Origin of the sequence: Gluconacetobacter aggeris (genome assembly GCF_014174395.1) — a bacterium.
In the GTDB taxonomy this organism is placed as follows: Bacteria; Pseudomonadota; Alphaproteobacteria; order Acetobacterales; family Acetobacteraceae; genus Gluconacetobacter; species Gluconacetobacter aggeris.
In genome coordinates, this window is the sequence record NZ_JABEQD010000004.1 from 137,226 (window position 1) to 163,619 (window position 26,394).

The 26,394-nt window shown below is 62.2% G+C and carries 23 protein-coding genes and 3 pseudogenes; 13 read left to right on the forward strand and 13 right to left on the reverse strand.

The genetic code is table 11. The features are described 5' to 3' along the window. Positions 1 to 213: 213 nt before the first annotated feature. Positions 214 to 543, forward strand: a pseudogene (locus HLH36_RS07940) (transposase); the annotation flags it as partial. Here the strand turns inward: HLH36_RS07940 and HLH36_RS07945 are convergent. After that, positions 540 to 1,361, reverse strand: a complete 822-nt coding sequence (locus tag HLH36_RS07945) for a phosphatase PAP2 family protein (protein ID WP_182985866.1) — start codon at positions 1,359 to 1,361, stop codon at positions 540 to 542. The pseudogene HLH36_RS07940 and the gene HLH36_RS07945 overlap by 4 nt on opposite strands. A gap of 197 nt (positions 1,362 to 1,558) precedes the next feature. Between HLH36_RS07945 and HLH36_RS19755 the strand changes: the two are divergent. Together HLH36_RS19755 and HLH36_RS07955 are read left to right on the forward strand one after the other, a co-directional pair. Continuing rightward, a pseudogene (locus HLH36_RS19755) lies at positions 1,559 to 1,865 on the forward strand (transposase); the annotation flags it as partial. Positions 1,866 to 2,045: 180 nt separating this feature from the next. Further along, positions 2,046 to 2,412 (forward strand): annotated as a pseudogene (locus tag HLH36_RS07955) (transposase); the annotation flags it as partial. A 141-nt stretch (positions 2,413 to 2,553) separates the two neighbouring features. Here the strand turns inward: HLH36_RS07955 and HLH36_RS07960 are convergent. From HLH36_RS07960 to trxB, 3 genes are all read right to left on the reverse strand, one after another. Next, on the reverse strand, positions 2,554 to 2,769 hold the full coding sequence (locus HLH36_RS07960) for a hypothetical protein (protein WP_182985868.1): 216 nt from the start codon (positions 2,767 to 2,769) through the stop codon (positions 2,554 to 2,556). A 33-nt stretch (positions 2,770 to 2,802) separates the two neighbouring features. Beyond that, complete coding sequence (locus HLH36_RS07965; protein WP_182985869.1) at positions 2,803 to 3,687, reverse strand: LysR family transcriptional regulator; 885 nt, start codon at positions 3,685 to 3,687, stop codon at positions 2,803 to 2,805. Between the two features lie 91 nt (positions 3,688 to 3,778). Then, positions 3,779 to 4,738 (reverse strand): thioredoxin-disulfide reductase, encoded by a 960-nt coding sequence (trxB, locus tag HLH36_RS07970; protein WP_182986029.1) that lies wholly within the window; start codon positions 4,736 to 4,738, stop codon positions 3,779 to 3,781. A 150-nt stretch (positions 4,739 to 4,888) separates the two neighbouring features. Between trxB and HLH36_RS07975 the strand changes: the two genes are divergently transcribed. From HLH36_RS07975 to HLH36_RS07985, 3 genes are read left to right on the forward strand one after another with little or no spacing between them, the layout of a single operon-like run. Beyond that, positions 4,889 to 5,383: an Lrp/AsnC family transcriptional regulator gene (locus tag HLH36_RS07975; protein WP_182968844.1), complete on the forward strand. Its 495-nt coding sequence runs from the start codon at positions 4,889 to 4,891 to the stop codon at positions 5,381 to 5,383. Further along, on the forward strand, positions 5,380 to 6,543 hold the full coding sequence (locus HLH36_RS07980) for a glycosyltransferase (protein WP_182985870.1): 1,164 nt from the start codon (positions 5,380 to 5,382) through the stop codon (positions 6,541 to 6,543). The genes HLH36_RS07975 and HLH36_RS07980 overlap by 4 nt, the downstream gene beginning before the upstream one ends. Next, positions 6,540 to 8,003 carry an ArnT family glycosyltransferase gene (locus HLH36_RS07985; protein ID WP_182985871.1) on the forward strand — a complete coding sequence of 488 codons (1,464 nt, stop codon included), beginning with the start codon at positions 6,540 to 6,542 and terminating at the stop codon, positions 8,001 to 8,003. Before HLH36_RS07980 ends, HLH36_RS07985 begins: the two co-directional genes overlap by 4 nt. A gap of 7 nt (positions 8,004 to 8,010) precedes the next feature. Here HLH36_RS07985 and HLH36_RS07990 read toward each other — a convergent pair whose 3' ends face one another. From HLH36_RS07990 to HLH36_RS08005, 4 genes are all read right to left on the reverse strand, one after another. After that, positions 8,011 to 8,367, reverse strand: coding sequence for a response regulator (locus HLH36_RS07990; protein WP_182985872.1), 357 nt, complete (start codon positions 8,365 to 8,367; stop codon positions 8,011 to 8,013). After that, positions 8,364 to 8,861 carry an NUDIX hydrolase gene (locus tag HLH36_RS07995; protein WP_182985873.1) on the reverse strand — a complete coding sequence of 166 codons (498 nt, stop codon included), beginning with the start codon at positions 8,859 to 8,861 and terminating at the stop codon, positions 8,364 to 8,366. Before HLH36_RS07995 ends, HLH36_RS07990 begins: the two co-directional genes overlap by 4 nt. A gap of 121 nt (positions 8,862 to 8,982) precedes the next feature. Next, the gene (locus HLH36_RS08000; RefSeq protein ID WP_408871861.1) at positions 8,983 to 10,941 is read right to left on the reverse strand and encodes a CocE/NonD family hydrolase; all 1,959 of its coding nucleotides are present in this window, start codon (positions 10,939 to 10,941) and stop codon (positions 8,983 to 8,985) included. A 124-nt stretch (positions 10,942 to 11,065) separates the two neighbouring features. Next, positions 11,066 to 11,545 carry a hypothetical protein gene (locus HLH36_RS08005; protein WP_182985875.1) on the reverse strand — a complete coding sequence of 160 codons (480 nt, stop codon included), beginning with the start codon at positions 11,543 to 11,545 and terminating at the stop codon, positions 11,066 to 11,068. 184 nt (positions 11,546 to 11,729) lie between these two features. On the opposite strand from HLH36_RS08005, the gene guaA reads away from it, so the two are divergent. Then, entirely contained in the window at positions 11,730 to 13,352 is a 1,623-nt protein-coding gene (guaA, locus tag HLH36_RS08010) for a glutamine-hydrolyzing GMP synthase (RefSeq protein ID WP_246376570.1), read from the forward strand. A gap of 95 nt (positions 13,353 to 13,447) precedes the next feature. Here the strand turns inward: guaA and HLH36_RS20050 are convergent, their stop codons facing one another. Continuing rightward, entirely contained in the window at positions 13,448 to 13,573 is a 126-nt protein-coding gene (locus HLH36_RS20050; protein WP_264813225.1) for a hypothetical protein, read from the reverse strand. On the opposite strand from HLH36_RS20050, the gene HLH36_RS08015 reads away from it, so the two are divergent. Next, positions 13,572 to 14,921, forward strand: a complete 1,350-nt coding sequence (locus tag HLH36_RS08015) for a tyrosine-type recombinase/integrase (RefSeq protein WP_182985876.1) — start codon at positions 13,572 to 13,574, stop codon at positions 14,919 to 14,921. The genes HLH36_RS20050 and HLH36_RS08015 overlap by 2 nt on opposite strands. A gap of 8 nt (positions 14,922 to 14,929) precedes the next feature. On the opposite strand, the gene HLH36_RS08020 is transcribed toward HLH36_RS08015, so the two are convergent. Both HLH36_RS08020 and traA read right to left on the reverse strand, forming a co-directional pair. Beyond that, the gene (locus tag HLH36_RS08020; protein WP_182985877.1) at positions 14,930 to 15,136 is read right to left on the reverse strand and encodes a helix-turn-helix transcriptional regulator; all 207 of its coding nucleotides are present in this window, start codon (positions 15,134 to 15,136) and stop codon (positions 14,930 to 14,932) included. 126 nt (positions 15,137 to 15,262) lie between these two features. Continuing rightward, the gene (gene traA, locus HLH36_RS08025; protein WP_182985878.1) at positions 15,263 to 18,181 is read right to left on the reverse strand and encodes a Ti-type conjugative transfer relaxase TraA; all 2,919 of its coding nucleotides are present in this window, start codon (positions 18,179 to 18,181) and stop codon (positions 15,263 to 15,265) included. Positions 18,182 to 18,340: 159 nt separating this feature from the next. On the opposite strand from traA, the gene HLH36_RS08030 reads away from it, so the two are divergent. Continuing rightward, positions 18,341 to 18,679 carry a conjugal transfer protein TraD gene (locus tag HLH36_RS08030; RefSeq protein ID WP_182985879.1) on the forward strand — a complete coding sequence of 113 codons (339 nt, stop codon included), beginning with the start codon at positions 18,341 to 18,343 and terminating at the stop codon, positions 18,677 to 18,679. Between the two features lies 1 nt (position 18,680). After that, complete coding sequence (locus HLH36_RS08035) at positions 18,681 to 18,947, forward strand: conjugal transfer protein TraD (protein ID WP_182985880.1); 267 nt, start codon at positions 18,681 to 18,683, stop codon at positions 18,945 to 18,947. A gap of 18 nt (positions 18,948 to 18,965) precedes the next feature. On the opposite strand, the gene HLH36_RS08040 is transcribed toward HLH36_RS08035, so the two are convergent. After that, positions 18,966 to 19,883: a nucleotidyl transferase AbiEii/AbiGii toxin family protein gene (locus tag HLH36_RS08040; protein WP_182985881.1), complete on the reverse strand. Its 918-nt coding sequence runs from the start codon at positions 19,881 to 19,883 to the stop codon at positions 18,966 to 18,968. Positions 19,884 to 19,888: 5 nt separating this feature from the next. Further along, on the reverse strand, positions 19,889 to 20,677 hold the full coding sequence (locus HLH36_RS08045) for a type IV toxin-antitoxin system AbiEi family antitoxin (protein ID WP_182985882.1): 789 nt from the start codon (positions 20,675 to 20,677) through the stop codon (positions 19,889 to 19,891). A 313-nt stretch (positions 20,678 to 20,990) separates the two neighbouring features. Here HLH36_RS08045 and HLH36_RS19760 point away from each other — a divergent pair, with 313 nt between their 5' ends. The 3 genes from HLH36_RS19760 to HLH36_RS08060 are packed head-to-tail and all read left to right on the forward strand — an operon-like array spanning position 20,991 to position 26,368. Then, complete coding sequence (locus HLH36_RS19760; protein WP_246376571.1) at positions 20,991 to 21,350, forward strand: type II toxin-antitoxin system Phd/YefM family antitoxin; 360 nt, start codon at positions 20,991 to 20,993, stop codon at positions 21,348 to 21,350. Positions 21,351 to 21,371: 21 nt separating this feature from the next. Next, complete coding sequence (locus HLH36_RS08055; RefSeq protein ID WP_220792751.1) at positions 21,372 to 23,435, forward strand: site-specific DNA-methyltransferase; 2,064 nt, start codon at positions 21,372 to 21,374, stop codon at positions 23,433 to 23,435. After that, positions 23,435 to 26,368, forward strand: a complete 2,934-nt coding sequence (locus tag HLH36_RS08060) for a DEAD/DEAH box helicase family protein (RefSeq protein WP_182985883.1) — start codon at positions 23,435 to 23,437, stop codon at positions 26,366 to 26,368. Before HLH36_RS08055 ends, HLH36_RS08060 begins: the two co-directional genes overlap by 1 nt. Positions 26,369 to 26,394: the final 26 nt, after the last annotated feature.

Below are 26,394 nucleotides of genomic sequence, written 5' to 3' on the forward strand. Positions count from 1 at the left end.
GCGTCGCATCATCATCACCGCACGGGGCTGGCGGCCCATCTCTGCGCGTCTCATGACGCTGTGATCGGCACTCATGGCCACAGGCTGCGGATTATCGGCCACCGGCAATATTTCGCCCCGATCGGGCAGGCCATGTATTATCGTGACAAGGCGCACCGCTGCCAGCTTGGCCGCACGGGCCGCCGACATAGCTGATCGGGTCGGGCAACCTGCGGCCTGGACGTTCATCTCGTAATGGACAACTCCGCCACGCACAAAATCGCCGTGACGAAGACCTGGCTGGCCCGTCGGCCTCATTGGCATGTTCATCTCACGCCGACATCGGCTTTCTGGTTCAATCAGGTAGAGCGCTGGTTTGCCGAGTTGACATGCAGGCAACTCCAACGCCTGCATCGCTCCACGACCGATCTCGTCGCGTTCATGGACGCGCATAACGAAAATCCCAAACCATATCGGTGGGTCAGATCCGCCGATCAGATTCTCGCATCCATCAAACGCTTCTGTCACAAGACAATGAATCGAACCTCGGATTCGGGTGGCTAGGTTGGAATGTGAACATGAAACGTATGAAGAATCTTGAGTATTGCTGCCCGGTAATCATCAAACATAGTTGCTATGCAAATGGAAAAATAGAATGAAACAGCAAAGAAATATGGTTTATGTGCCATGCACCGTAAGAAAAACGAATTTACTTTTTTATTGACGCAGAGCGGCCTGGTCAATGTGACGCAAAATATGCCTAGAGCTGCCCCTCCAATGACATCGCTCGGAAAATGATAACCAAGATAGATCCGACCGAAATCGAAGATAAATGCAAGTATATAGGCTAAAGCTCCGGCGGCGGGATTGACGGCATTAACTGTGCAGGCGAAACCAAAAAAAATCGTGGCATGATCGCTCGGGAATGATGACCAATGGCTAAGAGTGCCAGGTGCGACACCATTTGGAAGTCGGAAATTCAGCGCCGGATCATAGAGGGGCCTGACATGCATCGGTAGGTTAAACTGCAATATGCGGCTAATCACACCTGCTCCGAATGAAGTCAGAGTCCCTATAAAGACGCTGATCTTTTTTGCGTTTGTGTCTGAATAAAACCATGCAAAAACAACAATAGACATCATCAACATATTTGAAAAGGCATTTAGTCCAGTAATTATGCCCACAACAACATCAATCAGGTCTCTGCCTTTTCCAATGTAACTTATATATCTCGAAATGCTGTAGTCAAATATGTTAAAATTAAATACAGAAATTAATATCATCGATATTAATACTATAAATGAAGCTTCTTTTATTTTATTTGCTATAAGCAGTTTGCTTATATTTATAAATTTCACGCTATTCGCAGGTATTGTCCTCATGGCATCTTAACCCATCCTGAAGAGAGTGGTCCTGGAAATTGGATGACGCGACGTGATTAGGTGGTGCGATGTGAGTTGGCATCGGGTATTGCAGTCGCGTTGACGAATGCGACCCCTTTTATGGGGCGGCTCAGCACGAAATATTTCAGCGTAACCGGTTTGTAATGTTTTAAAAAGAAAAAACGCCGAGCATACACATGCTCGTGTTTGAGACAGGCTATCTGCCGGGCTGGATCGAAACGCCCGGGCGGCGTAGGGTCGACAATCGACTGTTCGCGGATGCGATCTTGCGGATGGCCGCCAATGCGGCATGCCGGCGTGACCTGCCGGTCGTGTTCGGCGGATGGACCGTGGTCCACGCCCGTTTTCGACCTTGGTCACACCCGGTCGTCCGGAAAAGGCTTTTCCATACCCTGGCCAACGTGTCGGACTTCGCATATGTCCCCGATCGACAGCACCCTTTCGACAGTTCATGCCGATATCGCCTGCGATGGGAGAAAACGCTCCCGGCCTCCAAGGGTTTCGTACATTGGGAATTCGCAATGATCTGGCTGAGTCGAATGCAGGCAGCACCCGGTCACCTGGAATTGAAATATACTTCATTATATTCTGCTCTTGTTGCGGAGAGCGGAAGTGCAATGATGGTGGGATGCTCCTGCTCTGCTGATGGTTTGCAAAGCAGGGAGGTCGCCGCACGTTCGGGCGTACGATAGCGCGGCCTCACTGTTCGCAGCCCTCGGCATCGCGACGGGTGCGGTGACCGGCAAATGCTGCAAATGGCACCGGGCAGCCGGGTTCCTGGACTTTACTGAAGCGTATCGACGCCGGGATCGCTGACGGCCTGGACGTCTATCTCGTAATGGACAACTCCGCCACGCACAAAATCGCCGTGACGAAGGCCTGGCTGGCCCGTCGGCCTCATTGGCATGTTCATTTCACGCCGACATCGGCTTCCTGGTTCAATCAGGTAGAGCGCAGGTTTGCCGAGTTGACATGCAGGCAGCCCCAGCGCGGCGTGCATCGCTCCACGACCGATCTCGTCGCGTTCATCGAACCGAACTTCAGATTCAGGTGACTGGCGGCACGGCCATCCTGTGTTTCCAAGCATTGGAGAGGAGCCTCGATGGCCGGGGGCACCGAAGCGCGGGAACGCGGGCCAGATCGCCGCCAGTGCGCAATTTCCGGTACGGTCTCAGAGGGGGCGGTGGGCGCGTTCGATCAGCCGTCGCCACACCGAGCGGGCCTGGGCCAGCACGGGGTTGGGCTGCGCGGCAGGGGTGGAAGCGGCCTTGCGGGCATCTTCCTTGCGGGCCAGCCAGTTATCGAGGCTGACCCCTGCCTTCGCGGCCCGGCGGGCTTCGTAGGCCTGTTTTCCCGGTCCGCTTGTCGGTTTGTCGCGACTGCTCATCGGTGCTGCGGTTCCTTGCGGGCGTTGCACCGCCTAGTGGCGAGCATTGATTTCCGACAGCAGGAAATCGCGGAACACGGCAACGCGCTTCGATGTCCGCAATTCTTCCGGATAGACGAAATAGGCGTCGACCGTCGGCAGCGGAACGTCGGGCAGGATCTTGACCAGGTTCGCATGCGGCTCGGTCGCGTAAAGCGGCACCGAGCCAATGCCGACCCCGGCCGCGATGGCCGATGCCATTGCCGGCAGGCTGTTGACCTCAAGCCGCGCACCCCGCTTCTCGTCCGACGGCACGCCGGCTTCCGCCAGCCAGTTGATGTGCGGCACGGGCGGATGATAGCCGCCGAACAGTACCAGCTTGTGGCCCGACAGTTCGTCCAGGGTCTTGGGAGTGCCGAATTCTTCCAGATAGCTGGGGGAAGCGTAGATCGGCAGCGGGAAATCCGCGAGGTGGCGCTGGATCAGGTCGGGCTGGCGCGGCGGATGCATGCGGACGGCCACATCGGCCTCGCGCATGCCCAGATCCAGGTCGTTATCTTCCAGGATTAACGTAATTGTGATGTCCGGATTGGTTTCCATGAAGCGATGCAGGCGCGGCGTCAGCCAACAGGTGCCGAAACCCGTCGTCGTGGTCACGCGCAAGCGGCCGGCGGCTTTCTCCTTGCTCTCGGTCAGCAGGGACTGCGTCATCGCCAGCTTCGAGAAGACTTCCCGCACCGTCTGGTTCAGGGTCTCGCCTTGTTCGGTCAGGATCAGGCCCCGGGCATGGCGGTGGAACAGCGGAACCTGAAGTGCTTCTTCCAGAGCCGAAATCTGTCGCGAGACGGCAGACTGGCTGAGGTTGAGTACGTCGCCCGCATGCGTGAACGAACCGGCTTCGGCCACCGCATGAAAAATACGGAGTTTGTCCCAGTCCAATGTACGCTCCGATCCTGACAGGAGAAATTGTGAAACCAATGTTACTTTTGGTGACCGAAACGGGCCGTCCGGTCAAGGATTTGATGGGGAATCAGCCCGGGATTCCAGCCAGGAAACGTTCCGCTTCCAGCGCGGCCATGCAGCCGGTGCCGGCGGCCGTGATGGCCTGGCGATAGATCTTGTCCTGGACGTCGCCGGCCGCGAAGACGCCGGGCACCGATGTCCGGGTTCCGCCGGGGTTCGTGACGATATAGCCCTCGTCATCGGTCTCGACCTGGCCACGGAAAATCTCCGTGTGCGGCGCGTGGCCGATGGCGACGAACACGCCGTCGACCGACAGATCTTCATGCGCGCCGGTCGTGGTGTCGCGCAAGGTGATGCCGGTGACGACGGGCGGCTCGCCGTCCGCGATAATCTCCTCGGCCACGCGGTTCCACTTCACCGTGACCTTGGGGTGCGCGAACAGCCGGTCCTGCAGGATCTTCTCGGCGCGCAGGCTGTCGCGCCGGTGGATCAGGAACACATGTTCTGCATGATGGGTCAGGTACAGCGCTTCCTCGACCGCCGTATTGCCGCCGCCGATGACGGCCACGGTGCGGCCGCGATAGAAAAACCCGTCGCAGGTGGCGCAGGCCGAAACCCCGGCGCCCTGATATTGGGCCTCGCCGGGAATGCCCAGCCACTTCGCCTGTGCCCCGGTCGCGATCACTACCGAGCGGGCCAGGTAGACATCGCCCGAATCGCCGACCAGGCGGAAGGGTTCGCCCGCCTTGCGCCCCACCAGCGCGCATTCCGTGATGATGTCGTGGATGATCCGCGTTCCGACATGGGCGGCCTGGGCGGCCATCTGTTCCATCAGCTCGGGGCCCTGGATGCCGCGGGCGAAGCCCGGATAGTTTTCCACGTCCGTCGTGATCATCAGTTGGCCGCCGGGCTGGAGGCCGGCAACCAGAATCGGCTTCAGGTTGGCGCGGGCGGCGTAGATGGCGGCGGTGTAGCCGGCGGGGCCGGCCCCGATCACGAGCAGGTCGGTGGAATGGGTATGGGTCATGGACTCGGCACAGGTCTGTTCAAGCTGCATGGGATATGGCCGTGCGGCGCGCCAGGCACAAGCCATGTGGGGATCGGGATGCTCTTTTCGGCGCGGGGCGCATGCCGTATCCTGAAGGCTTGATATTCTGGGACGGGCAAAACTGACGTGATGGATCTGGATGCGATTGACCGTCGGATCGTAGCGGAACTCCAGGCGGATGGCCGCATGACCAACGTGGAACTCGCGCGTCGGGTCGGCATTTCCGCCCCACCATGCCTGCGGCGCGTGCGCCGGCTGGAGGAGGAAGGGCTGATCCGCGGCTATCATGCCGACACCGACGCGGCCCTGCTGGGATGGACGATCACGCTGTTTGCCCTGATCGGGCTGGATAGCCAGAAGGAGGCGGTCCTGACCGCCTTCGAGTCCCAGGTTGCCGGATGGCCGGAGGTACGGGAGTGCCACATGATCCGGGGCGGCGGCGATTTCCTGGTCCGGCTGGTGGCGCGCGACGCCGCGCACGAAAATCAACTGACCCGGCGCCTGACCGAAAGCCCGCATGTCAGCCGGGTCCAGACATTGCAGACCATCCGTACCTCCCTCAGCCGCGCCGGGGTGCCGGTGCAGCCACTGGCCCAGCCCTTCGGCGATACAGACGGCGCATGACCCAGGTCCGGGGCCGGGCCGGCCCCGTGTGGGGGGATGACACCGGCGCTGCGGGCGGGGCCGGCCAGGCGTGTCCGGCGGCGGACATCAGCATCGTGGTGCCCTGCTACAATGAGCGCGCCAATGTGCGTCCCCTGGTCGCGGCGCTGTACCAGGCCCTGGCGGGGCGGGCGTGGGAGGTCATCTTCGTCGATGACAGTTCGCCCGACGGCACGATCGACGAAGTGCGGGCCATGGCGGAACGCGATGGCCGCGTGCGCGGATTGCTGCGTGTGGGGCGGCGTGGCCTGTCGTCAGCGGTGATCGAGGGCGTGCTGTCGTCCTCGGCGCGGATCGTCGCCGTCATGGATGGCGACATGCAGCACGACGAATCGTGCCTCGGACGGCTGATCGACGCCGTGGCGCATGACGGGTACGACATCGCGGTCGGCAGCCGCCATGTGGCCGGCGGCGACAATGCGGGGCTGGCCAATGGCTGGCGGACCTTCCTCTCCGACTCCGGCATCCGCCTGGTGCAGATGATCCTGCCGGTGCGGCTGGGCGATCCGATGAGCGGATTCTTCGCCATGCGCCGCGATCTGTTCGAACGTACGGTGCCGCGCCTGTCGGGCACGGGCTTCAAGATCCTGCTGGATGTGTTCCTGTCCGCGCCCCAGCGGCCACGGGTGCTGGAGGTGCCGTTCGTCTTCCGCCCCCGTGCGGCGGGCGAGAGCAAGCTGGATATCCTGGTGCTGATGCAGTTCGTGGCGATGCTGGCGGACAAGATCTGCCGGGGGTTCCTCCCGACCCGGTTCATCGCGTTCTCGCTGGTCGGGCTGGTCGGCATTCTGGTCAATCTGGCGGTGCTGGATATCGGGCGGCGTTTCGGCGCCGATTTCACCACCGGCCAATGGCTGGGTACACTGGTTGCCATGGTGACGAATTTCTGGATGAACAACGCGCTGACCTATCGCGACCGGCGGCTGCGCGGCGGGCGGATGTGGCTGGGGCTGGGGCTGTTCATGATCATCTGTTCGGCCGGCGCCGTCGCCGATGTCGGCATCGCACGGGCGATCTTCAGTCGTGACGGGGAATGGCGCCTGGCCGGGGCGGCCGGGGCGGCGATCGCGGTGGTGTGGAATTACGCCGTTTCATCGACCCTGATCTGGCGCGTGCGATGACAGGCGCCGTGGGACGGGGCGGGCCCGACCTGTCGCGATGGGGCCTGGCCCTGGTCGGGGTGACATTGCTGCGCGTGATCGTGGCCGCGTGGACGCCCCTGTCGCCGGACGAGGCCTATTACTGGGTCTGGTCCCGCGCGCTGGCACCGGGCTATCTGGACCATCCTCCGATGGTGGCGCTGTGGATCCGCGCGGGTACGGTCCTGCTGGGGGATGGCGCCCTGGGCGTGCGTCTGCTGGCCCCGCTCTCGGCGGCGATCGGTACGCTCTTCCTTGCTGTGGCGGCGCGCGACCTGGGCCAGGGCGACGGGCCACCGGCCGGCCGGATGGTGCGGGCGGGGCTGCTGCTGAACGCCACGCTGGCGCTGGGCATCGGCGCCGTGACCATGACCCCGGATACGCCGCTGCTGTTCTTCGTGACGCTGGCGCTGTGGGCGCTGGGCCGGCTGCTGGTCACGGGCCGGGGGACGTGGTGGCTGGTGCTGGGGGTGGCACTCGGCCTGGCCTGCGACAGCAAATATACGGCGGTGCTGCCCATTGGCGGGCTGGCGTTGTGGTGCCTGTGCAGCCGGTCGGGCCGGGCGTGGCTGCGCACGCCCTGGCCCTGGTGCGGTGTGGTGCTGGCCGCGATCCTGTTCCTGCCGGTCATCGGCTGGAACCACGCGCATCATTGGGCCAGCTTCGTGCGTCAGGGCGGCCGGGCAGGGGATTGGCGGCCGGCGCGGGCCGTGCAGTTCCTGTCGGAGCTGGCAGGCGGGCAGATCGGCCTGATGACGCCGCTGATCGCGCTGGGATTTGGCGGCGGAATGTGGCGGGCCTGGCGCCGTGCCGGCCGCGACCCGGGGGCGGCGGTGCTGCTGTGGTGGATCGTGCCGTCGGCGCTGGTGTTCGTGCAGCACGCGCTGGGCGATCGGGTGCAGGCCAACTGGCCGGTGCTGCTCTATCCCGCGCTGGCCGTGCTGGCTGCGTCACCCGCCTGGCGCCTTTGGCGCGCGGGGGCGGTGCTGGGGTTTGCGCTGACGCTGCTGGTTTATGCGCAGTCCACCCTGGCGCCCGTTTCGCTGTCGCCGCATCTGGACATCACCCTGCGGCAGATGGCCGGCTGGCAGGATCTGGCGCGGGACGTCGATGCTCTGGCGGCCCCCGGCGACATGGTGGCGGCCGATGAATACGGGCTGGCGGCGGAACTGGCCCTGGCGCTGCCGCGCCGGACCGTGATCGGGATCGAGCCGCGCTGGGCACTGTTCGACCTGCCGCGCCCGGCGGGGGGCAGCGGTATCTTCCTGTGCAGCGTCCGGAGGCTGCGCGACCTCGATCTGTCGCCGTTCAGCAGCGCCACGCGGATCGGCACAGTGGAGCGGGCGCGCAAGGGCAGGGTTGCCGAACGTTATGCCGTCTTCCGCGTGACGCTGGCGCCCGGCCCGCTCGCCGGCGCAGCCCGCCTGCCGGCTGGGGAATAGGGCGTCGCTATTTCGCCGTGCTGTCCAGCGTGCTGCGTACCAGCTCCATCAGTGCGCGGACCCGGAATGGCTTTTCCAGCGTCGGGATCGGCGTGAGGGTGGCCAGGCGCACCGGGTCACCGCTGATGGCGATCAGGGGGATGCCCCCAGCCTTCAGTTCGGCGATCAGGCGATCAGGCGGGCCGTCGGGCAGGGACAGGTCGATGATAGCCAGGTCGACCGGCCCTTGTTCCACCGCGTTCACGGCCGATTGCACGCCCGGGCAGGCGGTGACGCGCAGGTCGGATGCCTCCAGCGCGGTGCGGATCAGGTCGGCGATGGCGGATTCGTCCTCGACCAGCAGGATATGGCGGCCAGATGTCATGATGCATGGTCCTGTGCGGGGATGAGGCGACGAGGATCGCCCCAGGGGACGGGCCACGGGGCGGGCCCTCGTTCGGAAAGCGCCAGGGTGCCCAGTTCCAGCAGGCCGGGGCTCATGCGCTCCGGGTTGGCCCGGATCTGGTCGAGGGTGAACCAGCCTGTGGCCACCGCGTCATCGGCAGCCTGGATGTCGGTCTGGCCGGAATCGGCGCAATGCACCACGGTGATGACGTAATGGAAGCGCAACCGCCCGTCGGGTGCCCGGTCCAGCACGTCGAATGCCGTCAACACGCCCTGGGCTCGGGTGACGAACCCGGTTTCCTCGCGCAGTTCGCGTTCGGCCGCCTGGAACAGGGTCTCGCCATGTTCGATCCGGCCGCCGGGGAAGCCCCATAGCCCCTGGTCTGGCGGGTTGGCGCGCCGGATCAGCAGCAGGCGCGCGTCACGAACAACGACGGCCAGGATGGCGGCGGACACGATGGAAGAAGCAGTCATGCGGCGATCTTAACCGCATGCCTGCCCCCGGCGCCACCATACGGCGTCCCCTCAATGCCTGGCTGGGCAGGCTGTGAATGCGGGCGGCCTTGATGGCTGCCCGCGTGTTTCCCGTCAGGCTTTAGGGAACGACCGGCAGCCAGATGGCCGTCGACTGCTCACCACCCCGGTGAATGGTCTGGGTGGCGGTCACATAATCATGCGGCGTGGCACGCAGCACGTTGGGGACGAAGGTCTGCGGGTTGCGGTCGTAGAGCGGGAACAGCGAGGACTGGATCTGCACCATGATCCGGTGCCCCGGCTTGAACACGTGGTTGACCGCCGGCAGCGTGAAGCGGTAGCGCGCCGTCGCATTGGCCACCGCGGCCACCGAATGGTCGAACCCTTCGCGGTAGCGGCCACGGAAGATGTCCATCGACACCGCCAGTTCGTATCCGCCCATTTCCGGCCGGTCGCCGTCGGTGGCGGGCATCACGTCGATCAGCTTCACCACCCAGTCGGAATCGGTGCCGCTGGTCGCCGCGAACAGGTCGGCCACCGGCACGCCGCTGACGCGGATGGACTTGGTCAGGACCGGCGTTTCATAGGTCAGCACGTCCGGGCGGCTTTCGGCCTGCCGCTGGTCCTGGACCAGCCAGGTCTTCCAGCGCGGTGAATCCTCCGCGAAATTGAACGGACGCTGCACGAACGGCACCGGATGCGCCGGGTCGGACACGTAGGAATCCTGCCCGGTGGCGGGGTGGTCGAACGACAGGCTGTAGCCGGCCTGCAGATACAGCGGCTTCAGCTTCTGGTCGCAGCTCTTGTCGTCACACGCCAGGGGCCAGTGCGGGAAGCGGTCCCAATGGTTCTCGCCGGAATTGTAGATGATGGCTTCCGGCAGATGAACCTCGGGCGAGCCGGGGCGCAGATACTGGTTGAAGAAGGGCAGCAGCACCTCGGCGCGGAATTGATGCGCGGTGTCTCCGTTCCAGTGCAGCGGGCCCAGTTCCGACCCGTCGTAATTGACCTGGCTGTGGCGCCAGGGGCCCATCACCAGCACGTTGGGCACGTTCGGGCTGGTCGCCTTCAGCGCCTGCCAGGAATGGATGGCGCCCCACATGTCTTCCTGGTCCCACAGCCCCTGTTCCCAGATGGTGGGGACGGTCAGCGGATGGCGGGTGATCAGCTTGTCCAGCGCCTGGTCCTGCCAGAAGGAATCATAATCCGGATGGGCCAGCATGCGCTGCCACCACGGAAACTGGTCCAGCCCGGCGGCGGAGGCGAACTGGGCGGCCGAGCCCGCGCGCAGGAAATTGGTGTAGTCGTCGCGATCGACGCGGGGAATGGAGGAGCCGGAGCCGCGCACCGTCATCTGGTCGGTGAAATAGTCCAGCCCGCCCTGGCGGAAGGCGCCGTAATGGTACCAGTCGTCACCCATCCAGCCATCGACCATCGGGCTTTCCGGGGCCGCGACCTTCAGCGCCGGGTGCGGGTTCAGCAGCGCCATGACGACCGTGAAGCCTTCATAGGACGAGCCCAGCATGCCCACGCGCCCGTTGGACTGCGGCAGATTGTGGACCAGCCAGTCGATCGTGTCCCACGCATCGGTGACTTCGTCGGTATGGGTGGGGTTCAGCGGGCCGCGCACCGGGCGCGTCATGACGTAATCGCCTTCCGACCCGTATTTGCCGCGAATGTCCTGGAACACGCGGATATAGCCGGATTCCACGAACACATCGTCGCCCTGGGGCAGCAGCGCGCGCATGGTCGGCGCGTCCTCGACCCGGTTGAGGCGCTTCGATGCATGATAGGGCGTGCGCGTCAGCAGGATCGGCGCATCATGGGCGTCGCGCGGGATCACGATCACCGTATGCAGCTTCACCCCGTCGCGCATCGGGATCATGATCTCGCGCTTGACGTAATCGCGCGCGGCGGTGGGGAAGGTGACATGGGCGGGGATGTCGCTGCCCGTCTGCACCGTCAGGGACGATGCGGCCGTCGGCGCCGCCGGAGGGGCGGCATGGCCCAGGCTGCTGATCAGGCCGAGGGCGGTCGCAAAGGCGATCGCCCCGCCCGGGCGATGGAAGGGAAGGGTCAAACCAGGCGCTCCTGCTCTATCCGTCATGCGGAAATGTCATGCTTTTCGCGTGGTCGACCATGTCGCAACCGGATGGATCAGGCAACCGGCCATCATCCTGATGCAGGGCGTCCGGCGGGCCGTTTCAATGGCCCAGGAAATGCTCCATGGCATGGGATTGCGGGCGGGTCAGGACCACATGGGCGCGGCAGCGCGGCGTGCCGTAGGTGCCATGGATCTCAGCTCCTTCGGGCGTGCCTTCGAATACCATGGGAAAGGGCTTGTGGTTCATGTCGCTCAGCACGAGCTGGGCGTGGAAATGGCCCGGTGTTGCGTCGCGCTGGCCGCGCAGAGTGTGCGCGCCGTCGGCGGGGGTGAAGGCAATGCGCTTGCCTTCGATCTGCAAGGTCGACGGGGCCCGCGTCTCGGGGCAGATGCCACGGTCGGCGATCAGCGTACCGGTCCAGGTCCCGAGTGGATCGCGCGCTGCGTCCTCGGCCGCTCCGGCAGCCCGCGACAGGCCGCCCGTCGACAGGGCAAGGATGAGGGCGCCGATAATCGTCGCGCGTCCCACGTTGGGGGGACAGGGAGGGGGCAAAGGGCGGTCCAGTCGGAAGAGGGACACGTTCGGGCTCCGTAACACCTTGGTCTGCGACCCTATATGGCGGCGGCCGGCCCGTTGGACCATAGGGTCCCGCCCGCTCCGGGCTTGCACTATATTCTGCGTCGACGCATATCCGGCTCCTGCACGGCCCGCCCGGTCGCGCAGCGCGCCCTGCGACCGTAACGCCGCGACCGAAAGAGCCACGATGAGCGACGATGTGAAGACCGCCGGTTCCACCCAGACCCTGCCCCAGGATACGACGGCGCTTGATGCAACGTTGCATCAGGACCGGATTCTGATCCTGGATTTCGGCAGCCAGGTCACGCAGCTGATCGCCCGCCGCGTGCGCGAAAGCGGCGTCTATTGCGAAATCTGGCCGTTTTCCACCGATGCGGCGCGGATCCGTGCCTTCGCCCCGCGCGGCATCATCCTGTCGGGCGGCCCCGCCAGCGTGCTGGACGAGAACGCGCCGCGCATCCCCGATATCGTGTTCGCCCTCAACGTGCCGGTGCTGGGCATCTGCTACGGCCAGCAGGCAATGTGTCTCCAGTTGGGCGGCGCGGTGGAAACGCACGCGCATCGTGAATTCGGCCGCGCGCATGTCGATATCGTCGAGGATTGTGCGCTGTTCCGTGGCACCTGGACGCGAGGCGGGCGCGAGCAGGTGTGGATGAGCCATGGCGACCGGGTGACGAAGCTGCCGCCCGGTTTCCGTGCGGTTGCCGTCAGCGAGGGCGCGCCCTATGCCATCATCGCGGATGAGGGGCGGCGCATGTATGGCGTGCAGTTCCACCCCGAGGTGGTGCACACGCCGCACGGTGCGGCCCTGCTGCGCAACTTCACGCACGGTGTCGTGGGCTGTCAGGGCACCTGGACCATGGCCGGGTTCCGCGACATGGAAATTGCCCGTATCCGCGAGCAGGTCGGGTCGGGCCGGGTCATCTGCGGCCTGTCGGGCGGGGTTGATTCCTCGGTGGCGGCGGTGCTGATCCACGAGGCGATCGGCGACCAGTTGACCTGCATCTTCGTCGATCCCGGCATTCTGCGCGCCGGCGAGGCCGAGGAGGTGGTGAAGACCTTCCGTGGCCGCTTCAATATCAAGCTGATCCATCGCGACGCGTCGGACCTGTTCCTCTCCGCCCTGGAAGGCGTGACCGACCCGGAGGTGAAGCGCAAGACGATCGGCCGCCTGTTCGTCGAGGTGTTCGAGGAAGAGGCCGCGAAGCTGGGTGGGGCGGAATTCCTCGCCCAGGGCACGCTGTATCCCGACGTGATCGAAAGCGTCAGCTTCACCGGCGGCCCGTCGGTGACGATCAAGTCGCATCACAATGTCGGCGGCCTGCCGGAACGCATGAAGATGCAGCTGGTCGAGCCGCTGCGCGAACTGTTCAAGGACGAGGTTCGGGAACTGGGCCGCGAACTGGGGATTCCCGAGGCCATCGTCGGCCGTCACCCGTTCCCGGGGCCGGGCCTGGCCATTCGCATTCCCGGCGCGATCGATCGCGACAAGCTGGCGCTGCTGCGCCAGGTCGACACGATCTTCCTGGAAGAAATCCGGAGTGCTGGCTTGTACGACGCGATCTGGCAGGCCTTCGCGGTCCTGCTGCCGGTCCGCACCGTCGGCGTGATGGGCGATGGTCGTACCTATGACTATGCCTGCGCCTTGCGCGCGGTCACCAGTACCGACGGCATGACGGCCGATGTCTATCCGTTCGACATCGGCTTCCTGAACCGCGTCGCCAGCCGCATCGTGAACGAGGTGCGCGGCATCAATCGCGTGACCTACGATATCACGTCGAAGCCGCCCGGGACGATCGAGTGGGAGTGATCTAGGGTCGTTTCAGACCATCTCGCGCCGTGCCGATAATTGCACGATGTCTTTGACGAACAAGGATTATTTTTCCTAACCCGTATCTCTGCGTATCACCCCGGCCTGGCCGGTTTGTTGGTACTGGTGATGGTATCGCGCAGGATGGTCGAGAAACGGGCTTCCGATACCATCAAGCCCTTTTGATGGTATTGTCCGCCCTCGACCGGATGCGGATTCATGGGGCAACTCACTGATAAAGAACTGAAAAACCTCAAGCCGAGAACCAGGCTCTACAAGGTGGCGGACCGCGACGGGATGTTCGCGGCCGTCACGCCGACCGGCATTATCTCTTTCCGTTATCATTACCGGGTGAACGGGCGGCAGGAGGTCTTGACCATCGGCCGCTATAGTGCCGAGGCGGCGCGCAAGCTGACGCGGGCGCCCGAGGCTCTGGATTACGGAATGGACGTATCGCTTGCCGAGGCGAGGGCGCTGCTGGCCCGCGCGCGCCGTCAGGTCGAGCGGGGCGATTCGCCGTCGAGAGCCAAGGCGGAGAAACGCACCGCGTCGATCGAGGCGTTGACCTTCGGCGGATGGGCGGAAACGTATTTCAGGCACAAGGCCGATCCGAAATCCGGGGCCGAGAGACTGGCTGACAGCACGCTGGCAATGCGCCGATCCGTCTATGACCGCGCCATTGCGGGCGCGTTGGCGAAGCTCAAGCTGGCGGAGGTGACGCCGCAGCGCCTCAAATCTCTTTGCGACGAGGTGAAGGAGAAGCGCGGGCCGGCCGTCGCCGTGCATGTGCGGGAGGTCGTGTTGCTCGTATTCCGCCATGCTCAAGGAAGCGGGCTGGATATAAGCAATCCCGCCGAGCAGATTCGCACCAGCGCGATCGCTACGTTCGAGCCGCGCGACCGCGCCTTGTCGCCGTCCGAAATTCGTATGGCTCTGGCGGCTCTGGATCATGTGGCGGCAGCGCCCACGCTGCGCCAGGCTGTGAGGTTCGTCCTGCTGACCGGCGTTCGCAAGTCGGAGTTCATTGACGCGACATGGAAGGAGATCGACTTCTCCGCCGCGCGGTGGAACATTCCGGGCGCGCGCATGAAGGCGGGCAAGCCACATGTCGTCCCGCTGAGCGATCAGGCACTCGACATTCTGACGGCGTTCCGCACCATGTTCGGCACCAGCCGATATTTGCACCCTGGCCGGTATGACGGCGAAACACCCATCAGCAACGCCACGCTCAATCGTGTGCTCGATACGGTGGTCGAGCGCATCCGGCAGGATAACCCGGATTTTCAGAGCTTCGGCGTTCACGACCTGCGCCGCACGTTCTCGACAGGGCTGAACCGCGCCAAGTTCGACGATCGCTGGATCGAGATGAGCCTCGCCCACGCGCCCCGGAACCGGATCGCGGCCGTCTATAACGTGAACCGCTATCTCACGGAGCGGAGGATCATGCTTCAGTGCTGGGCGGATATGCTCGACGTTTGGATGAAGGGGGAATCCGCGAAGGATCTGATCGCCGACGCGAAAAAGCGCGCCGCCGAGGTTCATGACGACGAGCTGGATGACGATCTCTGAATGATCGGTCAAGGCCCACCGTGGGTGGGTCTCCATTTCACGGGATCGGCGACCCATCGGTCGATGTCGGATTCGTGCCATCCCGCGCCGTTGATGCTGATTCGGATCTGGGACGGAAAGGTGCCCTCGGCGATCTTTCGGTAGATCGTGGAGCGGGACAGGCCGGTTCGGGCGAGGACGGATTTCAGGCGGACGATACGCTCTGGCGTGGACATGGTTGTGCTGCCTTCTGCCGGGATTTTTTGGGCTTCCGACACAGGACAGAATAAAGATTTCTCGTTATGCAACAGATATTTAAGGTCGTAGGGTTCTAGCGTGTAATCGGCGGTAAAAGGGTAGGATCAGAGCCCGAGGCCGCGTTCCCTGCCGAGGTCGAGACCGTGATTGAAGGCCAGTTCCTGCCCGAGTCGGCGGCCCGATTCGATGGCGATGCCGAGAGCCTGCTTGCGGTTAGCAAGGATGGATTCGAGCTGCGGGTCGCGTTCGAGGCTTTTGGCTATATCGCCCATCGCTTTCTGCGTGGCCTTGTAGCCGGACATGTCGCCTGCCTGATATTGGCGAAGGCTTGTCCGTTCCAGACCCTGCCAGCGTTCGACGAAGCGATCCGCGCGCTGGCGATCGGTGCGGAGTTCGGTTTCGATTTGCAGGGCGCGGATGGCGTTGTTGACCCGACTGCTCGCGGCCTCCACAGCCAGTTCCGGGTTTTTCTTATAGGCGGCTTCGGCGTCGTGCGAGCCGTAAGGCCGCACCGCCTCGAATTCCTTGCGCGCGTCGCGCAGTTCCGTCACCTGTTCCGGGTTGGCCTTGCCGCCGCGTTCCTGCGCCTCGAAGATCGCATCGACCGCGCGGGCATGGCGGATGAGCGCGCGGGTGCGCGCGCGACGCAACACCGCTTCCGGGTCGTCTGTCGCTCTTCTTTCCGGCGTCGCTCTTTCCGGCCCCTGCCCGCCAACGGCGGGCAGGCTCGGCCCGTCGAAGAGGGTACGAACCTTCTCCGGGACGATCTTGCGCGTGATCTCGGCAACGCGCTCGCGGAAGGTGATGCCGCGCCGTTCGGCAAAATCCCGCGTGGGCTCATAATCGGAGGCCATGTCCTTCGCCCGGTCGCGCGACAGCGTGCGGGCCAAGCGGTTTTCATCGGTGAAGTCGTCATGGCCGTAATGCAGGCTTATCGCGTCGCGGTGGCGCGAGAGGGCGACATAGCTGGCATGAGCGTCAAGGCCTGGCGTGGCCAGAATATAGGTGCGGTCCACCGTCATGCCCTGCGCCTTGTGAATGGTCGCCGCATAGCCGTGGTCGATGCGGTTGTAATCCTTGAGGTCGAAGGAGACGTTGCGTCCGTCGTCGGTGCGGACGCTCATGCTCTGGGTATTGGCCAGTTCGATAATCCCGAGCGTGCCATTCTTTACCCCGAGCCCGCGCTCGTTTTGCAGGAACATGACGCGATCGCCCGTGGCGAAATACCGTTCGCCGCGTTCGACGGTCAGATGCACATCGTTGCCGAGATTGCCTGCTTCCCGCATCTTCTCGCGCGCGGCCTTGTTGAGTTCGCGCACTTCCGCGTTGGTGTGGGTGAGGATGATGCGGCTCTTATCGGGCGATGCCTGCCGGTCACGGTCCCAGTTGTCGATCAGATCGCCGCGCGCCTGCTCGCGTGTCTCAGTGGGATGAACCATCCCATGCGCGTCATAGGCATGAAGCGCCTCGCCCGTTCGGCCGGTCGCCAGATCGCGCGTGGCGTCGCGCTGCCAGTCCTCGCGCTGGCGGCGGACCGTGCCGATCTCGACGCCGCCGTGACGCTCATGAAGGGAGCGGAACGCCGCCCCCGCCTCGATGGATTGCAATTGCTGCGGATCGCCGACCAGCACCACCTTCGCGCCCACATCGGCGGCGTGTGACAGCACGCGCTCCAACTGGCGCGTGCCGACCATGCCCGCCTCGTCGATCACCAGAACGTCGCGGGCGGTGAGAAGGTCACGGTCCTGCGCCCATCCATGCTCCAGGCTCGCGATGGTGCGCGAGGCGATGCCCGATCCGCGCTCCAGATTCTCGGCGGCGATGCCCGACAGCGCCGCGCCCCGGACCTCGTAACCCGCCGTCTCCCAGGCGTCGCGCGCCACGCCGAGCATCGCGCTCTTTCCCGTCCCGGCATAGCCGACGACGATGCCGAGATCGCGCCCCTCCGTGACATGCGCCAGCGCGTTTTCCTGCTCGCCGGAAAGAGCCAGGCCACGTTGTTCGGCACGCTCCAAAGCCGCGCCGCGCTCCCTGTCGCTCATTTCATGGCGTTTGCGCTCCGCCATGAGTTCGGCGGCGCGATGGAGACGCTGTTCGGCCTCGATCATGTCGCTTGTGGTGAAACGGTCCTCGCCGCGTCCGTCCTGACCCAATTCCACCAGCTCGGGCGAGGCGCGCATCGCGCCCATGACCTCGTTGAACTGGTCGATCCCGTCGCTGTGCCGATGGGCGAATAGTGCCATGTCGCGGCGCGTGAAAGTCGCTTGCTGATGCGTGATCGCGTCGAGGGCGATGGAAGGATCGGCGACGATCCGCGCGCCGTTCTCTCGCGCGATGCGCCGATGCTCCTCGGCGCGGTCGGCCTCCTTCCCTTTGGCTTCGATGCGCTGTGCGGGCGCGCCGATCTTCGTCTGGGGCTCCAGCCCGATGCCGCGTGCCTCAAAGCTGCGATGGTCGATGCGCGCGTCGATGTCGAGTTCTATAAGCCGTTCGTTGGCAAGCTCGGCCCAGCGTTCCCGCCATCGCTCGACCCTCTCCGTGCGATTCCATTCGCGCGCCTTGGAACCGAAGCCATTCTCATCCACGGATCGCATGGTCAGCATGACATGGGCGTGGGGCTTGGGCGTCCCGTCCTCGGCGATGTCCCAATGCACATTGAGGTCGGCGATCATGCCCTGATCGACGAACGCTTCCTGCACAAAGTCGCGGGCGAGTTCGATGCCCTGCGCCTGCGTCATCTCGCGCGGCAGGGCGAACTCGACCTCTCGGGCAAGCTGCGCGTCCTTGCGGATTTCGAAGGCTTCGACGTCGTTCCAGAGCCGTTCGCGGTCGCTCCATTGCTCCGGCGCGTTCTCGGGCAGCATGATCCCGGAATGGACGACGCCGCGCTTGTGGGAAAAGTCGTGACTGCGCTCGAGCCGCTCGTCGCGTAGCCGCGAGCCGGAGCGGTAGGCCGCCGACGCCACCGCGCTGCTTCCGGCCTTGCGGCCGATGATCTTGACGTGAAGATGATAGATCGCCATCGCGATCAAGAATTGGCACGGCCAAGCGCACGTCGGAACGACGTATAAGCGCGCCCTCCCTCGAAAAAATCTCGGGAGGGATCGGTCCGTGTCAGAGCGTCCCGGCAACATAGAAGCAATCAGGCGTGCGCTCAACTATCATGACCTCATTGAACGCCAATGGAGGACATGATGCGCAAGCCACGGGACTTCGACGCGGACCTGAAGGTTCTGGAGCACAAGGCGCGAGCGTTGAAAGCGCGCAAGGTGCAACAGCTCGGCGAGTTGGTCATCGCGACCGGCGCCGACGTCCTCAACGCCGACGAACTGGCGGGCGCTCTGATCGTCCTCGCCGAGACGAAGGACGCCGGAAAGAGGGAGGCATGGGCGAAGCGAGGTGCCGCCTTCTTTCAGCGCCGGATTCGGCGGACTCCGCAAGCGCCTGACCGCGACGCTGTCAGCGCTCAAACGCAACCGGGCGGCGCGCAATCGCCACCAGGCAGCCCAAGCGAGACATGACATGCGCGATTGGCAGATCAAGCGCCGCATCCGCACGCACAGGTTGATCGAACTCGGCGGCCTCGTCGTCAAAGCCGGGATCGTGGACCTCACCAACGATAACCGCGCCATGATCTACGGCGCGCTGCTCTGGATGGCCGACAAGCTCCAAAGCGACGACGCCCAACGCGCCCGTGAACTCTGGGCCGAAAAGGGAAGAGCAGCTTTCAAGGCGGAACGCGACGATGCGAATCCCGCCGTCATACAGGAGCGGAATGACGGGATGTGAGATTGGGACGGCGGGCGGTCAGGGAAAGAGCACATGCTCCAAGGCCTCGGTCAGTTCAGCCCGCTTGGTATTGGGCAGCTTGGCGAGGTTGCGCTGCTTCCACATGACGGCAGGCAGATGCCGCGCCTCCGGTATTCCGAGAAGCGCCCAATCCGGTTCGCCCTTTTTGAAGCCAATGAGGAAGCGTCGGTGATCGTCCGGCATGTCGGCCACCATCGCGGCGATGATCGCTTCCCGCGCAGCCTCAAGCTCCGCAAGCGCGACAGGCTCCTGCGTCATGCCGGCGAAGCCCCGCACGAACTCCTCGCGCAACGGCTTGCGAGTCGGGGCAAGAACTTCGGCCATCGGACGGTTGTGGCTGATGAGGTAAACCAGAAAGGCTTGACGCAACGCATCGTCGACTCCTTCGTTTGCCAGCAGGGCACGCACATCGAAAAGATCGCGAGGATGCTGGCGGTCGAGCGCTGCTACGATCTTGCCCGCATAGAGATCGGCAAAGGACACGACCTGCATCTCGGCGAAGCCGAAGGCGTCTTCGACAGCAGGAACCACGCTCATCACGACGGGATCATAGACTGCGCCGCGAAGCACCGGCGTCACCTCGATCTTGATCTGCACGCCATTCGCCCGAACGATCAGCTTGGTGACGATATTCTCGTCGGCGGACCGCGAGGCGTTGACCCTCACGGCGGGGATGCCTCGCTCGATCCGTTCCTTGATCCGCAGCATTGCGGTGTCGATTGCTGTGAGCGATGTGGCCCGATCTTCAACCGGCAGATAGGTCAGGTCGATGTCCACGGAGAGGCGTGGCATGTCGCGCACGAACAGGTTGATCGCTGTGCCGCCTTTGAGTGCGAAAGCCCGCTCCTCCGCCACGAAAGGAAGGGCACGAATGAGAAGGGCAACCTGCTGCCGGTATGTGTCGAGGAAGGCCATGAAATTCACGGGCCTCCAAGGTCAGACGGCACGGTGATGTTGTAATTCGGATCGAGCCTGCCACCTTTGACGAGAACGCGCTTGCCCGAACCCAGATCGACGCGGGATATGTCGAGTCGGGATCGCCACGCATGGCGGTGGCGGTCGGCGAAGAAGAGGAAGAGTCGCTTCACCTTCACGCTGGCGCAGGCCTCAAGCAGCGTTTGCAGGCGGCGGGGGCTTAAATCGCTCATCCCTTCCATCAAGGCATCGACCTGATGGAAGCTCTCATGCTCGGGCAACTCGTCGAGCAATTCGAGAACGGCGCGCTCCTTGCTGGAATAGCGGAGTGGCAGGGTCAGTCCGCCGGGATTGACCATGACGGAACGTGGTTCAGGCGGCGCGTCGGCATCGCCGGGAAACAGCCGCAGGCTGTTGTGCCAGTGAAAGGTCACGTCGAGCGGCAGGCTCGCCAGCCAGGTCGGCGGGCGCTTCGGTCCGTAAAGGTGAACCTCCCGCGTCGCTGTCGAAAGATAGTGGGCGTAACCCTGCTGTTCGAGCGCCGTGCGCCCGCCGGCGGTCAGCGGAAGGTCCAGCACTTTCTGAAGCGAGACCACCACCTGCTGCCAGGTCAGCGTCGTGCGCGAGCGGCGATAGACTCGCCGGGCCGGGCTATCGAGCCAGCCCGCGCGAACATACTGGCTGCGTAGCGCCGACGAATAGCCGTGGGCCTCCATCCAAGCGGCATCGGCCAAGAGTCCCTCGGGGAGTTCCTGCTGGAGTTGGTTTAATTTTCCGCCAGAACGCATATCCATGCTTAGTATTCTGACAGAATTTCAAACCTGTGTCGAGTTCATATTTATCGACATTCGCTAAGCCAAGCTTTATTTTTCTTGCAATATATAAACCAGCCCTGAAGGTCAATGAGAGGGTCACCTGCGTCGGGTCGTCCTCAAAAATCCGCTTTCAGAGCGGAATTTTCAATATGATGCTGCGGCGGTTCCGCCCCACGCCGCCGGAGCTACACGCTGGCGACCTGTTAACGACAGGCGATTTCCCTATACATATCGGCCCGCACATGCTGAAGAATCTTGGTATTTTTAACATATACCGACCGACACGTTAAGGTTGAGCTATGCAATACGGATCGCGCACGACCAGATCGACACGCGTCTTGAGGAGAGGGGCGCACGCCGCACACATCTCAGCGTCGCCCAGCCCGCCCCATCTGCTATTGCCAAAAAGAGCTATTTCATTCCAAATGGCCACTTTGGAATCGGTGAGATTCGGGCCATGAAAACCATGTCGGCGCGCGATGCCAAGAACGGCTTTGGGTTGCTGATCGACACAGCGCGCGCCGAGCCTGTCACGGTCGAAAAACACGGACGAGGCGTGGTCGTGGTCATGTCGGTTGAAGAATACGAGCGGCTGAAGGCGGCGCAGCAGCCCGCATCATCGCCAGAGCACAACACAGGGCCAAAAGCCTGACGGACCTTGGGGGACACTGAATTGAAAAGCCTGCTGGACCAGCTTCCCGCCATCGTCGCCGACGGCAAGAGGGAAGCCGAGCGCGTGATGGAGCGAGCCGAGAGCAACTATCGCCTCGGGCTGCAAACCCGCGAACTGGTCATTCCGTCGCGTGATACAGATTCGGCTGACATGCTGCGCATAGCCGATCGCGCCAGCCACGACCTGAATTCGACCGAAATGAACAGGCTGATTTACGGCGATAACCTGCTGGCAATGTCGGCATTGCTGGCAGGTGACGAGCCTTCGTCGTCCATGCGGGGCAAGATCGACCTTATCTACATAGACCCTCCTTTTGATAGTAAGGCTGATTATAGAACTAAAATTGATTTAGGAACGACAAATTTAGAACAAGCCCCAACAATTTTAGAGCAGTTTGCATATTCCGATACATGGGTTGACGGGGCTGCATCATATATGAGGATGATTGTTCCGCGTCTAATTCTTATGCGCGAACTTCTAAAAGACTCCGGTTCTCTATTTTTTCATATAGATTGGCGGATGGGGCATCATGTCAAAATAGCCCTAGAAAGTATTTTCGGATATGAAAACTATAGAAATGAAATAATATGGCAAAGAACATCCGCTGGAAAACCGATTTATAACAACCTTCCAAAAAATGCTGATTATATTATATGGTTTACAAAATCAGGATCTTACAAATTCTTCCCGGTTATTAAAGATCTGAGTGAGAATGATATTTCCACGTTCACCATGGACGATGGAGATGGTCGAGGGGCATATAACACACAGCCCATCATTAACCCCGCGCCGCGACCGAATCTACAATATACCTATACTGATAATAAGGGACGGGCGTGGGCGTCGCCAAACAATGGATGGCGATTCAATGAGAAAAGGATGCGAGATTTAGAAAATGAAAATCGCTTGCATTTCACGGGAAAGACAATACGGGAAAAATACTACTTATATGAGCGCCTTGAAAAAGGAAAACAAGTTCCGAATATATGGACAGATATTAATGGAAATTCAGTCAGGTATAGCAGCGAAAATATCGGATATGCAACGCAGAAACCAGAAGAGCTGTTGAATAGGATAGTAAAAGCTGTCACGGTTACGGGTGATTTAGTTGCGGATTTTTTTGCAGGTTCCGGCACAACGGCGGCCGTAGCCGAGCGGCTCGGTCGTCAATGGATTGTGTCCGATCTCGGCAAGCCAGCCTGCATGATCACGCGCAAACGTCTGATCGACCAGAACGCGAAGCCGTTCCTCTATCAGCACATCGGCGACTATCAGGTGGAACAGATGCGTTCGACAATGGGCGCGAGATTTCGCATCGGCGACCTCGCTGAAATCGTGCTTGGGCTCTACGGAGCATTGCCACTCCCCATCGAGGAAAATCCAAACAAGAACATGGGTCGGCTTAAGGGGAGCAAAACTCTTGTGCTGGCCGATAGCCCGAACAAAATGACCGGCCTTGCCACGCTGCGCCGCGCGATCGAAATCCGTGACAACCTCATGGGCGGCTGGGACAAGGTGGTGATTCTCGGCTGGAACTTCTCGACAGAGATCGGACGCGACATTGAGGCGTTGGGGCAGGGGGATCGACTCGAAGTGCTGGTGATCCCGCCAGACCTGCTCGACCGGCTCAAAAAGAAGGGCCACAAGCTCAAGGCTGACGAGGTGCGTTTCTCGTCGCTGCAATATCTCAAGCTGGGCTCAGTTTCCTGCCAGAAGGATGGGGAGCGCGAGACTCTTTCTGTGGAGATTGCCAATTATGTGCTGCTCTCGCCGGAGGCGCTGAATCTCGATGAGGCGAACCGGGACAAGCTGCAAAAGATTATCAATTCGGACCCGCTGGCGCTGATCGAGTATTGGAGCGTCGATCCCGACTATGACGGCGAGGTGTTCCGCTCTGTTTGGCAAGATTATCGTGGCAATACGGATAACGATGGCGACCCCTATCGTGTGGTCAGAGCGGCAAAACTTGTCGGATTGCCGAAAAAGAACGGTCCGCGCCGCATCTGCGTGCGCGTGGTCGATGTGTTCGGCTTCGAGGCCGAAGCGACGGTCGAGGTGGTGTGATGACGAGCATCAACGACCTTTCCCTTGCCAAGGGCCTGACGGCCAAGGTCGAGGAGGCCTGCGTCGGGCTGGAAAATGGCAATGCTCCGATCCTCGATCAGGTCTCCGAGATCACGGCGGAGTTGCTGAAATGGTGGTTTGAAGAAGATTTTAAGGACATCCGCACCTTCAATTTCCACCCCGGTCAGCAGCAAGCCTTGCTGAATGTCATCTATGCCCATGAAGTTCTGGGCATTTCGACGTTACAGGAGCTTTATCAGTTCGCTGCGTCGGAGGTGATGCTGACCAGCACGCGGGACTCCGAGACCATCCGCGCGCCGAAGAACGCCTATCCCAAATACTGTCTCAAAATGGCGACCGGCACGGGTAAAACATGGGTGCTGCAAGCCCTCATGGTCTGGCAAATTCTCAACGCTGCACGCGCGCCGGATAGTCCCCGCTTCACCCGGAATTTCCTCGTTGTTGCCCCTGGCCTGATCGTTTACGACCGACTGCTCGACGCCTTCATGGGCAAGGAGCGCGACGGCAAACGCGACTTCTCGATCTCCGATTTGTCGATTTTTCAGGAGCTGTTCATTCCCGACGCCTACCGGGATGAGGTATTCCGCTTCGTCCAAGGCGCGGTCTGCCCGAAGGAGGATATCGGCCGGAAAGTGACGGCTGGCGGCATCATCGCCATTTCTAACTGGCATGTTCTCTCGGAAGAAGGCGAACCGCCGGAAGACGAGGAGATAGAAGCACCCGGCGCAGAGATTGATCCGAAGGCAGTTGTGCAAAGCATCCTGCCGCTGACGCCGGGTACGAGCAAAGGTAACGACCTGAACGTGCTGAACCGCCGCTACGAGCGGGGCGGTATTCTTGACTATCTGAAAGAACTACCCGCCCTGATGGTCTTCAATGATGAGGCGCATCATATTCACGAATTCAAGCGTGAAGGTGAGGTAACAGAAGTTGAATGGCAAAAGAGTCTCAACCTGATCGCCGAGCCGAAAGGCCGCCGCTTCGTTCAGGTGGATTTCTCGGCAACGCCCTATAACGAGGTCGGGACTGGACGAAATAGCCGGAAGTCCTATTTCCCGCATATCGTCGTCGATTTCGACCTGAAGACGGCCATGCGGGCGGGTTTGGTCAAATCGCTCGTGCTCGACAAACGCTCCGAAATTGGGGCGCTCAGCCATGAAGAGCTGGATTTTAAGGCTGACCGCGACGAGAACGGCAATCCCATGCTGTCGGAAGGGCAGCGGATCATGCTGCGCGCCGGCCTCACCAAGCTTCGCAAGCTCGAAGCCGATTTCGCGGGGCTTGATCCCGACAAGCATCCGAAGATGCTGGTTGTCTGCGAAGACACCACGGTCACGCCTCTTGTGTCTGAATTCATGCAACTTGAAGGACTGGCCGACGACGAGGTGTTACGCGTCGATTCAAACCGCAAAGGCGAGCTGAAGCCCGACGAATGGAAGGTGCTGCGCGAGCGCCTTTTCGATGTGGATCGGCACAAATCCCCGCGTGTCATCGTGAGTGTGCTCATGCTGCGCGAGGGCTTCGACGTGAACAACATCTGCGTCATCGTTCCACTGCGCGCGTCGAGCGCCGGTATCTTGCTCGAACAGACGATCGGGCGAGGCCTGCGCCTCATGTGGCGAGGCAACGAATACGACGACATCAAGCGAGAGAACCGCCAACTCATTCGTGCTGGCAAGACGCCCACCAACATGATCGACATTCTCTCGATCGTTGAGCATCCGGCTTTCCAGAGCTTCTACGACGACCTGATCCAGGAAGGCCTGGCGGCGGAATCCGACGATGATGATGATCGGAACACCAGCGGCACGGGCGACCTAATCTCGGTCGGGTTGCGCTCCGGTTTCGAGGAATACGACTTCGCCATCCCTTTCATTCTGCACGAACAGGTCGAAGAGCTGGAAGACACGCATATAGAGCCGGCCAGCCTTGAACCTTTCGGGGCTTTCACTCTTGACCAGCTTAAGAGCCAGCTAGGACACGGCGAACGGTTCCATTCCGAGGATGTGCAGGCCCGGACCCGCTTTGGGGACTACCGCGTGCATGGTGGCGTCATGACTGCCACGGGATACAATGACTATCTGGCGCGGATCACGCGCCGGATCACCGAAGCCGTCACGTTGACCGACACGACCGGCAGCGCCAAGGCTTTCGCCAACGCGAGCAAGTTCCCCTATATCCAGATCAACCGCGCCGAACTGGCTGAGGGCATCGACACCTTCATCCGTCATTACCTTTTCCGAGGCGACATGGATCCGCTGGCAGATGAAAACTGGCGCGTCTTGTTGATCGACCCGGTGACGGATCACGTCATCAAAGTCTGGGCGAGGGCGATCCTCGGAGCCGAGGATAGCGTGATCGTGGCCGATGCTGAGGTCGCGCATCGGCGGCTGTCGGAAGTGCCGAAGCTTGCCATGCGCGAAAGCGCCTCGCTCGCGGTTGAGAAGGCGATCTACCTGCGGCTGCCCTATCCCGCGCGGAACGGCGGCCTAGAACAGGCCTTCATGGAAACTTGCGAGCGCGACGCTAGCGTGGAGGCCTTCTGCAAGATCAACGAGCAAAAGCACACCTTCGCACGGCTGCGCTACATCAAGGAGGATGGGCTGCCCGCCTTCTATTCGCCCGACTTCTTCGTGCGGGCTGGCGGGGCGGTCTACCTCGTCGAGACCAAGGCGCAGGGCCAACTTACCAGCCCGAACGTGCTGCGGAAGCGCAAAGCCGCCGTTGCCTGGTGCGACCGGATCAACGGATTGCCGGCCGAAGCACGCAGCGAGGCGGATTGGCATTATGTCCTACTCGGTGAAGACACCTTCTATGGGTGGCGCGACAAGGGGGGCTCGATCGCCGAATTGCTGGCCTATGCTCGGCTGCGGCCGGTCGAGGACCGGGGCCAGGCGAAATTCGCATTCTGACGGTTGGTACAACTGTCTTGGAGGAG

Coding starts and splice junctions, on each gene's coding strand:
- HLH36_RS07945 (WP_182985866.1), bottom strand. CDS start 1,361: ATGAGGACAATACCTGCGAATAGCGTGAAATTTATAAATATAAGCAAA.
- HLH36_RS07960 (WP_182985868.1), bottom strand. CDS start 2,769: ATGAGCAGTCGCGACAAACCGACAAGCGGACCGGGAAAACAGGCCTAC.
- trxB (WP_182986029.1), bottom strand. CDS start 4,738: ATGACCCATACCCATTCCACCGACCTGCTCGTGATCGGGGCCGGCCCC.
- HLH36_RS07975 (WP_182968844.1), top strand. CDS start 4,889: ATGGATCTGGATGCGATTGACCGTCGGATCGTAGCGGAACTCCAGGCG.
- HLH36_RS07980 (WP_182985870.1), top strand. CDS start 5,380: ATGACCCAGGTCCGGGGCCGGGCCGGCCCCGTGTGGGGGGATGACACC.
- HLH36_RS07985 (WP_182985871.1), top strand. CDS start 6,540: ATGACAGGCGCCGTGGGACGGGGCGGGCCCGACCTGTCGCGATGGGGC.
- HLH36_RS07990 (WP_182985872.1), bottom strand. CDS start 8,367: ATGACATCTGGCCGCCATATCCTGCTGGTCGAGGACGAATCCGCCATC.
- HLH36_RS07995 (WP_182985873.1), bottom strand. CDS start 8,861: ATGACTGCTTCTTCCATCGTGTCCGCCGCCATCCTGGCCGTCGTTGTT.
- guaA (WP_246376570.1), top strand. CDS start 11,730: ATGAGCGACGATGTGAAGACCGCCGGTTCCACCCAGACCCTGCCCCAG.
- HLH36_RS08015 (WP_182985876.1), top strand. CDS start 13,572: ATGGGGCAACTCACTGATAAAGAACTGAAAAACCTCAAGCCGAGAACC.
- HLH36_RS20050 (WP_264813225.1), bottom strand. CDS start 13,573: ATGAATCCGCATCCGGTCGAGGGCGGACAATACCATCAAAAGGGCTTG.
- HLH36_RS08020 (WP_182985877.1), bottom strand. CDS start 15,136: ATGTCCACGCCAGAGCGTATCGTCCGCCTGAAATCCGTCCTCGCCCGA.
- traA (WP_182985878.1), bottom strand. CDS start 18,181: ATGGCGATCTATCATCTTCACGTCAAGATCATCGGCCGCAAGGCCGGA.
- HLH36_RS08030 (WP_182985879.1), top strand. CDS start 18,341: ATGGAGGACATGATGCGCAAGCCACGGGACTTCGACGCGGACCTGAAG.
- HLH36_RS08035 (WP_182985880.1), top strand. CDS start 18,681: ATGCGCGATTGGCAGATCAAGCGCCGCATCCGCACGCACAGGTTGATC.
- HLH36_RS08040 (WP_182985881.1), bottom strand. CDS start 19,883: ATGGCCTTCCTCGACACATACCGGCAGCAGGTTGCCCTTCTCATTCGT.
- HLH36_RS08045 (WP_182985882.1), bottom strand. CDS start 20,677: ATGGATATGCGTTCTGGCGGAAAATTAAACCAACTCCAGCAGGAACTC.
- HLH36_RS08060 (WP_182985883.1), top strand. CDS start 23,435: ATGACGAGCATCAACGACCTTTCCCTTGCCAAGGGCCTGACGGCCAAG.